9 protein-coding genes and 1 tRNA gene are annotated in these 8,693 nt (G+C 70.8%); 8 read left to right on the top strand and 2 right to left on the bottom strand.

Features of this window, described 5'->3' with window-relative positions; translation table 11 throughout:
* The coding region (lipB, locus tag VGT80_RS17600; RefSeq protein WP_327457956.1) for a lipoyl(octanoyl) transferase LipB at positions 1-692 on the bottom strand (692 nt) is incomplete at its 3' end.
* Between the two features lie 70 nt (positions 693-762).
* Between lipB and VGT80_RS17595 the strand changes: the two genes are divergently transcribed.
* The 6 genes from VGT80_RS17595 to VGT80_RS17570 all read left to right on the top strand — a co-directional run bounded on the left by VGT80_RS17595 (position 763) and on the right by VGT80_RS17570 (position 5,736).
* Complete coding sequence (locus tag VGT80_RS17595) at positions 763-1,020, top strand: FliM/FliN family flagellar motor switch protein (RefSeq protein WP_414693925.1); 258 nt, start codon at positions 763-765, stop codon at positions 1,018-1,020.
* Positions 1,021-1,144: 124 nt separating this feature from the next.
* A tRNA-Leu gene (locus VGT80_RS17590) sits at positions 1,145-1,229 on the top strand.
* A 65-nt stretch (positions 1,230-1,294) separates the two neighbouring features.
* Positions 1,295-2,746 carry a magnesium transporter gene (gene mgtE / locus VGT80_RS17585; protein WP_327457954.1) on the top strand — a complete coding sequence of 484 codons (1,452 nt, stop codon included), beginning with the start codon at positions 1,295-1,297 and terminating at the stop codon, positions 2,744-2,746.
* A gap of 85 nt (positions 2,747-2,831) precedes the next feature.
* Positions 2,832-4,130 (top strand): lysozyme, encoded by a 1,299-nt coding sequence (locus VGT80_RS17580; RefSeq protein ID WP_327457953.1) that lies wholly within the window; start codon positions 2,832-2,834, stop codon positions 4,128-4,130.
* A gap of 35 nt (positions 4,131-4,165) precedes the next feature.
* Positions 4,166-5,332, top strand: coding sequence for an isovaleryl-CoA dehydrogenase (locus tag VGT80_RS17575; RefSeq protein WP_327457952.1), 1,167 nt, complete (start codon positions 4,166-4,168; stop codon positions 5,330-5,332).
* Positions 5,329-5,736, top strand: a complete 408-nt coding sequence (locus tag VGT80_RS17570; RefSeq protein ID WP_327457951.1) for a DUF3574 domain-containing protein — start codon at positions 5,329-5,331, stop codon at positions 5,734-5,736. Before VGT80_RS17575 ends, VGT80_RS17570 begins: the two co-directional genes overlap by 4 nt.
* 239 nt (positions 5,737-5,975) lie before the next feature.
* Here VGT80_RS17570 and VGT80_RS17565 read toward each other — a convergent pair whose 3' ends face one another.
* The gene (locus VGT80_RS17565; RefSeq protein ID WP_327457950.1) at positions 5,976-7,667 is read right to left on the bottom strand and encodes a S8 family serine peptidase; all 1,692 of its coding nucleotides are present in this window, start codon (positions 7,665-7,667) and stop codon (positions 5,976-5,978) included.
* A gap of 116 nt (positions 7,668-7,783) precedes the next feature.
* Here VGT80_RS17565 and VGT80_RS17560 point away from each other — a divergent pair, with 116 nt between their 5' ends.
* Together VGT80_RS17560 and VGT80_RS17555 are read left to right on the top strand one after the other, a co-directional pair.
* The gene (locus tag VGT80_RS17560; RefSeq protein WP_327457949.1) at positions 7,784-8,278 is read left to right on the top strand and encodes an RNA polymerase sigma factor; all 495 of its coding nucleotides are present in this window, start codon (positions 7,784-7,786) and stop codon (positions 8,276-8,278) included.
* Positions 8,275-8,693 (top strand): anti-sigma factor family protein (locus VGT80_RS17555; protein WP_414693924.1); only part of this gene is annotated, 419 nt, incomplete at its 3' end. The genes VGT80_RS17560 and VGT80_RS17555, both read left to right, overlap by 4 nt.

Genomic DNA, 8,693 nt, shown 5'->3' with positions numbered 1-8,693 from the left:
CCGAACACCTCGCGGAAGCTCGCCATCAGCGCCGCATCGGCCTCGTCCATGGTCACCGGCAGGCCGAGGTCGACCAGACTGGTGACGCCGTGCCCGGTCTGGCCGCAGGGGACGATGCCGGAGAAATGCCCCAGGTCCGGCTCGACGTTCAGCGAGACGCCGTGGAAGGACACCCAGCGGCGCAGCTTCACCCCGATGGCGGCGATCTTGTCCTCAGCGGTCGGCGCGCCCGCCTGCCGGCGCTCCACCCAGACGCCCACCCGGCCCGGCCGCACCTCACCGCGCACGCTGAACCGCGCCAGCGCCCCGATCAGCCAGGCCTCCAGCGCCGCCACGAAGGCCCGCACGTCGCGCTCGCGGGCGGAGAGGTCGAGCATCACATAGGCCACCCGCTGGCCCGGCCCATGATAGGTGAACTGGCCGCCGCGGCCGCTCTGGAACACCGGGAATCGCCCCGGCTCCAGGAGGTCGCCCGGCTTGGCCGAGACCCCGGCTGTGTAGAGCGGCGGATGTTCCAGCAGCCAGACCAGCTCGCCCGCGCGGCCCTCGGCGATGGCGGCGGCGCGCGCCTCCATCGCCGCGACCGCCGCGTCATAGGCGACGGGAGCCCGGCTCACCGCCCATCCGGCGGCTTTTCCGTCCGTCCGCGAAAAGCGCGGCGGCGCGTCGGAGTTTAACACCCGGTCAAGCATGCTGAGCGCAATGTGGCCCCTGGGCGTGCTTCGCGCAAAAGCGTTGGCCACGTCCGAGTCGCTTCGGAGTATGCGCGTGAGCCAGGTCAACGCGGTCAACGTCGAGATCCAGGTGGTGCTGGGACGCGCGAGCATCCCCATGCAGCAACTGCTTCGCATGGGCCGCGGCGCGGTGATCCCGCTCGACACCACGGTCAATGAAGAGGTCTGGATCCTGGCCAACAACCACCCCGTGGCCCGCGGCGAGATCCAGATCAACGACGAGAAGATCTCCATCGCCGTGACCCGTGAGGCCAACGTCTACGATTTCATGGCCGGCGGCGGCTGACCGAGCGACAGCCAGCGAAAACGGGAGCCGCTCTTGCGTCTGGTTGCGCGTAGAGAAAAGGCTTCGGCGAAGCCCGCGCTTCACAAACCCGCCTCCCTTTGCTAACCCCCGCGCCTCACCACGAGCGGTCGTGGCGGAATTGGTAGACGCGCAGCGTTGAGGTCGCTGTGGGGCAACCCGTGGAAGTTCGAGTCTTCTCGACCGCACCAGTGAATCAGGATCATCGAATCCACTAGGGAAGCCCTGTCCGTCATAAGCTCGTAGGGAGGTCCGCATGGCGCGCGAAACGGACGACCTCGCCCAGCTGACGAAGAATCCCGAGACGGAAGAAGACCTGGAAGACCTCGCCCTTGGCGAGGACTACGCGCTCAATCCCGAATATGTGCCGATGGTCGCCGATGCGCTGGACGCCGGCGACACCGAGCGGCTGCGCGACCTGCTCTCGGCGCTGCGTCCGGAGGACGTGGCCGACCTGATGGGCTTCCTCTCGGCCAAGGACCGCGAGGAGCTGCTGCCGCACCTCGATCCCGAGACGCTGGGCGACGTGCTCTCCGAGCTCGACACCGAGATCCGCGAGGACATCCTCGAGCACCTGCCCTCGGCGACCCTCGCCAAGGCGCTGGAGGAGATGGATTCCGACGACGCGGCCGACGTCGTCGACGACCTCGAGAAGGACAAGCGCGCCCAGGTGCTGGCCGCCATGCCCGAGATCGAGCGGACGGCCATCGAGACCACGCTGGCCTATGCCGAGGAGAGCGCCGGTCGCCTGATGCAGCGCGAGGTGGTGGCCGCCCCGCAGTTCTGGACCGTCGGCCAGACCATCGACCACCTGCGCCGGGAAAGCGACGAGCTGCCCGAACTGTTCTTCGACGTCTATGTGGTGGACCCATCCTACAAGCCGGTGGGCGCCGCCCCCGTCAGCCATCTGCTGCGCAACAAGCGCGACACCCCGCTCGCCCAGATCATGGAGCAGGTGACGGAAATCCCGGTCGACATGGACCAGGAAGAAGTCGCCTACATCTTCAACAAATACAATCTGATCTCGGCGCCCGTCGTGGAACCGGGCGGCCGCCTGGTCGGCCAGATCACCGTCGACGATATCGTCGGCGTCATCCAGGAGGAGTCGGAGGAAGACATCCTGGCCCTGGCCGGCGTGTCCGACGCCGGCCGCGACGCCACCGTGTTCGGGATCGTCCGCTCGCGCCTGCTCTGGCTGGTGCTGAACCTCGCCACCGAGGCCGTGGCCGTCAGCGCCATCGGGATCTTCAGCCACGAGATCGAGAAGATCGTGGCCCTGGCCGTCCTGATGCCCATCGTCTCCTCGGTCGGCGGCAACGCCGGCACCCAGACCCTGGCCGTCGCCGTGCGGGCGCTCGCCTCGCGGGAACTCAACGCATCCAACGCCATGCGCATCTTCTGGCGCGAGATGGGTGCTGGGATCGTGAATGGGCTGGTGGTGGCCGCGGCCATGGGCGGGGCGGTCACCTTCATCTACCACGCGTTCTACCATCAGGAGATTGCGTTCACCTTCCGGCTCGGCCTGACCGTGGGCCTTGCGCTGGTGTCCAACATCTTCATCGCCGCGGTTGGCGGCATCCTCGTTCCGCTCGCCCTCGAGAAGATGGGCCGCGATCCGGCGGTCTCCTCTTCGATCTTCATCACCTTCCTCACCGACTTCATGGGCTTCTTCGCCGTGCTGGCCATCGCCGCCCTGATCCTGTTGTAAAGCTGGCGGAAAGGATGGCTGCGGCCTCACTCTTGCGAGGCCTAAGCGGGCGCATCCGCGTCTGTGTCAAACTGGGTCAGAGGCCATGAAGCCGCGCCACCGCGTCTCGCGGGCCGCCATCGAGCTGATCACGCGCTTCGAGGGCTACCGCCGCAAGGCCGCCCAGCTGCCCGATGGCCGCTGGATGATCGGCTATGGCCATACGCTGACCGCTCGCGAAGGCGCCGAGGTCTCCGAGGAGGACGCCGAGGCCCTGCTGCTCTACGACCTGATCGCCGTCACCCACGCCATCAACGAGTGGACCTACGCCCCGCTCACCGGCAACCAGTTCGACGCGCTCGCCTCCTTCGTCTTCAACATCGGCCTGGAGAACTTCCGCCGCTCGAGCGTCCTGAAGCGCCTGAACGAAGGCGCGCTGATCCAGGCCGCCTGCGCCATGGAGCTGTGGCGCAAGGCCGAGTTCAGCGGCGAGCGCATCGTCATCGACGCCCTGGTGCGCCGCCGCGCCAGCGAGAAGGCCCTGTTCCTGACGCCGCCCGACGGCTGGCCCGCGGCGCCGAGCCCGATTCTCAAGCCCCTGCTCGACGCGGACGCCGACGGCCTGGTCCCGCGCGAGCCTCCGGCCCTGGTCAGCGCCACCCTCGACGGCGAGGAGATCCGCGTCCTGCGCGCCGACGAGCCCGTCCCGCCGCCCGTGCCGCCGGAAGACCAGGGCCTGAGCCCGGTCCAGGCGGCCGCCGAAGCGGTGGCCGCGCGGCTGCAGACCATCTTCGCCGAGCCCGCGCCCGAATCCGAGGACGCCCCGGCGACCGGCCACGCCGGGGCTGAACCCATCGCCGAGGAAAGCCCGGTCATGCCGACCGCGGACGCCTCCGAGCCCGCCTTCGAACTGACGCCGCCGGACGAGGCCGCGCCCGAGGCGCCCGCCCTGCTGTCGCACGATCTCGCGCCCGAGCCCGACGGCCCGCCCAGCGGCGAGCTGTTCGCCGCCCTGCCGCCGGCCAATGACGCCGAGACCGCCGCGGCGGAGCCTGTCGACGACGATGCCCCGCCGGTCGCCGCCTTCGCGCCCAACCTGGAGCGCAAGCTGATCGACGACACCGCGCCCTTCGAGTTCACCGCCCCCCTGGTCCAGCCCCTGCCGCAGGCGAGCCGCGGCGGGCCGCTGTCGCTGGTCGTGCTGGCGGTGATCGGCCTGGCCTTCTTCGGCGGCGGCGTCTTCTGGGCGCTCAACGCGCGCAGCGCCGCGGTGGGCGGGATGGTGACCCCCCTGCTGGTCGGCTGGCTGGCCGGGATCGCCGGCGTCGGCCTGTTCAGCGTGGCGATCTTCCTGCTGCTGCAGCGCATGGGCCGCCCAGACCGCGATCACCGCGACCGCCGTTAGTTCCGGGCCCGCGCGGCGCATGCTAAGCCGCGCCCATGATCCTCAATCACGGTCCTTCCCTCGAGTTCGGGCTGGGCGAGACCGCGGACGCCATCCGCGAGACCACCGCCCGCTTCGCCGCCGACAAGATCGCGCCGCTCGCCGCCCGCATCGATGAAACCAACCAGTTCCCCCGCGAGCTCTGGCCGCAGATGGGCGAGCTCGGCCTGCACGGCGTCACCGTCGAGGAGGCCTACGGCGGCCTGGGGCTGGGCTACCTCGAGCATGTGGTGGCCATGGAGGAGGTGTCCCGCGCCTCGGCCTCGGTGGGGCTGTCCTACGGGGCGCACTCCAACCTCTGCGTGAACCAGATTCGCCGCTGGGGCTCCGAGGCTCAGAAGGCGCGCTACCTGCCGAAGCTGGTCTCCGGCGAATACGTCGGCGCCCTGGCCATGAGCGAGGCCGGCTCCGGCTCCGACGTGGTCTCCATGAAGCTGAGCGCCCGAAAGACCGACAACGGCTATGTCCTCAACGGGACCAAGTTCTGGATCACCAACGCGCCCCACGCCGACGTGCTCGTGGTCTACGCCAAGACCGATCCGGGGGCCGAGAGCCGCGGCATCAGCGCCTTCCTCATCGAGAAGACCATGAAGGGGTTCTCGGTCAGCCAGAAGCTCGACAAGATGGGCATGCGCGGCTCCGACACTGGCGAGCTGGTGTTCGAGGACTGCGAGGTCCCGGCCGAGAACGTCATGGGCCCGGAGAACGGCGGCGTCGGTGTGTTGATGAGCGGCCTCGACTATGAGCGGGTGGTGCTGTCGGCCGGTCCGATCGGCATCATGCAGGCCTGCATGGACGTGGTCCTGCCCTACGTCCGCGAGCGCAAGCAGTTCGGCAAGGCGATCGGCTCCTTCCAGCTCATGCAGGGCAAGATCGCCGACATGTACGTCGCCCTCAACTCGGCCCGCGCCTACGTCTATTCCGTGGCGCGCGCCTGCGACGCCGGCCACACCACCCGCTTCGACGCGGCCGGCGCCATCCTGATGGCCAGCGAGAACGCGGTGAAGGTGGCGAACGAGGCGATCCAGGCGCTGGGCGGCGCCGGCTACACCAAGGACTATCCGGTGGAGCGCTACCTGCGCGACGCCAAGCTCTACGACATCGGCGCCGGCACCAACGAGATCCGCCGCTTCCTCATCGGACGGGAGCTGGTGGGGGCATGATCCGGGCCGGGGCGGTCTTCCTGTTGCTGGTGATGCTGGCCGGATGCGCCACCCGGGCGCCGCAGGGCTGCCCCGCCGGGCAGGAGCGCCTGCGCACCGCCCAGCTGTTCTTCGGGCGCAACGATCCCGCCCAGCCGCGGCTCAACGACCGCGACTTCCGCCGCTTCGTCAACGAGGAGCTGACCACCCGCTTCCCCGACGGCCTGACCGTGCTCGACGGCGGCGGCCAGTGGAAGGGCGAGGAAAACCGGCGCATCCGCGAGGCCGCCAAGGTGGTGCTGATCGTCCTGCCCAAGGATGGCGACGCCCAGGCCAGGCTCGACGCCGTGAAGGCCGCCTACAAGGTCCGCTTCAATCAGGACTCGGACCTGCTGGTCACCCCGCCGGCCTGCGTGAGTTTCTAGGACGTCCTACGCGCCGCTCGAACGGAAAAGGGCCGCCGGAGTCCGGCGGCCCTCCCGCTTGGGCGCGCGCCCGGCAGGTCTTGCAGACCTCTCCACAGCCGGTCGCTGCTCATCCCAGCGTGGTCGCGGGTCGTCGGGGCTGACGGCGCGGGGAGCCGATAGGCTGGGGGCTTGGGCTCCAGTCACACCCAACGACGACGCCGACTGGATTCATCCGCAAGCTGCGGAAATGTTTGCGGTTAAGGTCCGCGGAGCGCGAATTTCGCCTGTACGTCGGCGGGCGGGGTGCGCAGCTCCCAGCCCACCAGGCCGCGGCCGTAGAGCGGGTCGTGGGCCCGCGTGCCGATCTCCAGCGCCTGGCGGCCCAGCGCGTTCACCGCCCGCTGCGCCCCGGCCGGATTGGGCTTGGTGAGGTAGCGCGCCAGCAGGCCCGCGGCGATCGGGGCGGCGAAGGAGGTGCCGCGCACCGAGACGAAGCCGCCGTCCACGCCGGCCGCGGCCATTTCCGAGCCGGGCGCGGCGAAATCCACATGCAGGCCGCGGCTGGCCTCCGGCAGCAGCCGCCGGTGGCTGTCGACGCCGGTCACCGCCACCACGCCGGGGTAGGCGGCCGGATAGAGCGGCGGGGCGGCGGGGCCGTCGTTGCCGACCGCGGCCACCACCAGCCTGCCGCGGCTGACCAGGGCCTTCACCGCGGCCTCCAGCAACAGGTTGGGCGGGCCCACCAGGCTGATGTTGATCACCGGCACGCCCGCCTGGGCCAGCCAGCCCAGGGCGCGCACGATGGCGTCCGCAGAGCCGCCGGTGGGCGTCGAGCCATAGACGTCGGCCACGAAGAGGGTCGCGCCCGGCGCGGCGCCTCGGAAACGGCCCGCGCGGCCGGCCAGCAGGGAGGCGACCGCCGTGGCGTGCGCCGTGACCCGCGTTGCGCCGGGCGCAAAGGCCTTCTGCACCAGCTGAGCGCCCGACAATGCCGGCTGCGCCCTGGCCACCGCCCCGTCCACCAGGCCGATCTTCACGCCGCGCGCCGGTTCTTCAGGGCTCGCCGCGACCGCCGAGACCGCCTGCGCGGTCGTGGCGTGTCCGGACACCACGCCACCTTGCTGGTAGAGGTGGTTGAAGTCGAACTGACCGGCGGGATCGATCGCGCGCAGGCGGCGCAGCGCCTCGACCGCGCTGACGCCGCGGGGGCCCAGCAGCACCACGCTCTCCACGCCAAGCTCCGGGATCGCCTCCGACGTCCGCACGCGGAAGCCCGCCTTCTGGGCCTGCGCCAGGACGGTGGGCGAGGGGGCCAGCGCCACGATCTCGCCGCGCACCACCGGTCGGCCATAGTTGTCGGCTTCCACCACGTCGCGGTGCTGGACGAGCAGGTCGCGCGCCTGTTGTTGGCGGGCCTGGGTGAGCACAGAGACGGTGGGCAGGACGTCGACCGCCACCGCCTTCACGTCGCTGCTGATCCCGTCGCCGTCGCGTCCGCGGCCGTCGTGGCCGCCGTGCTCGACGTCGTTCAGCGCATCGCGTCCGCGGCCTTCCACGCGCTGGACGTTCGGCAGGTCGCCGCGGCCGGAACGGCCCGACGTCAGGTCCGAACCGCCGCCGCGGCTATTGAAATCGTGGCGCCCGCCGTCGGCATTGGGCGACAGGGGGGACATCCCGCCGCCGTCGCCGCCCCCGCCGCCGCCGGAATGCGAGCCGCCGCCCAGGCCGCCGCTGGGACCGCCGACACCGCCGCTGATCCCGCCGCCGATCGAGCCGCCCGGCGTCGCGCCGCCGCCCCCGACCCCGGGGGTCGAGGGCAGGCCGGGCACGCTCGGCCCGCGGCCGCCGTGGCCGTCTTCCGCCCGGCCCGGCCAGGCGATTCCCATGCTAAGCACCGCCGCGAGGCTCGCGGCGAGGATCAGCAGTCGGGGAACCAGGCGGGGGGCCATCTCATCTCACTAACGCGCAATGGCGAGGCTCTGGCAGCTTAGCGCATTGCAATTCCTAAAGCTTATGGATGAAACGCTGCAGGCCGGACGTTTCATCCCCAGACGAAGGCTGATCCTTGCACGGACTACAGCGCCAGATCGTCGATCTGCTTCCCCGCCTGCGCCGGCTTGCCCGGGTGCTGGCGCGCGATCTCACGGATGCGGACGACCTGGTGCAGTCGACCGTCGAGCGCGCGCTGATCCATCAGGACCAGTGGCGGCCCGGGACCCGCCTCGACAGTTGGATGTTTCGTATCATGAAGAACGCCTGGATCGATGAAAGCCGCAGCCGCAGCCGCCGCGGCAAGGTGTTCGCCCCGGAAGAGCAGGGCGAGACCATAGGCCTCGACGGCGCCGCGGCCATGGAAGCCCGGCTCGCCGCCTCGGACGTGGAGAAGGCCATGAGCCGGCTGCCCGACGAGCAGCGGCTGGCCGTCGCCCTCGTGCTGGTGGAGGGGCTTTCCTACAAGGAGGCCGCCGAGGTGCTGGAGGTGCCGCAGGGCACGCTGACCAGCCGCCTGGTGCGCGGCCGCATGGCCTTGCTGGCCGAGCTGGATGGAGACGCGGCATGACCTCGCCCCAAGACGATCGGCCAAATGGTCGGCTGGCGATGATCATCGCCTATGTGGACGGCGAGCTGACCGGCCCCGCGCGAGCCCGCTTCGAAGCCGAGATCGCCGCCGATCCCGCGCTGGCCGCCGAGGTGGCCCGCCATCGGGCGCTCGCCAGCCGGGTGAACGGCGCCTACGCTCCGGTGCTGGGCGAGCCGATCCCGCCGCAGTTGCTGGCGGTCGCCGCCGCCGCCAACGACCGTGGCCGGCCCGGCGCGGGCAGCCTCGCGCCCTGGGCCGCCATCGCCGCCTCGCTGGTGGTCGGCCTCGTCGCCGGCCGCATGGTCCTGCCCGAGCAGGGGCCCCTGGTCAGCGCCAACGGCGATCTGGTCGCCCGAGGCCAGCTCGCCAGCGCGCTCTCCACGCAACTCGCCGC

The sequence above is a fragment of the Phenylobacterium sp. genome, assembly GCF_035944335.1.
In the GTDB taxonomy this organism is placed as follows: Bacteria; Pseudomonadota; Alphaproteobacteria; order Caulobacterales; family Caulobacteraceae; genus Phenylobacterium.
This window is presented reverse-complemented; position numbering and strand designations above follow the sequence as displayed.

Bases quoted from the DNA above. Each gene is read 5' to 3' on its own strand.
- mgtE (WP_327457954.1), top strand. From the start codon at position 1,295: ATGGCGCGCGAAACGGACGACCTCGCCCAGCTGACGAAGAATCCCGAG.
- VGT80_RS17570 (WP_327457951.1), top strand. From the start codon at position 5,329: ATGATCCGGGCCGGGGCGGTCTTCCTGTTGCTGGTGATGCTGGCCGGA.
- VGT80_RS17575 (WP_327457952.1), top strand. From the start codon at position 4,166: ATGATCCTCAATCACGGTCCTTCCCTCGAGTTCGGGCTGGGCGAGACC.
- VGT80_RS17580 (WP_327457953.1), top strand. From the start codon at position 2,832: ATGAAGCCGCGCCACCGCGTCTCGCGGGCCGCCATCGAGCTGATCACG.
- VGT80_RS17595 (WP_414693925.1), top strand. From the start codon at position 763: ATGCGCGTGAGCCAGGTCAACGCGGTCAACGTCGAGATCCAGGTGGTG.
- VGT80_RS17565 (WP_327457950.1), bottom strand. From the start codon at position 7,667: ATGGCCCCCCGCCTGGTTCCCCGACTGCTGATCCTCGCCGCGAGCCTC.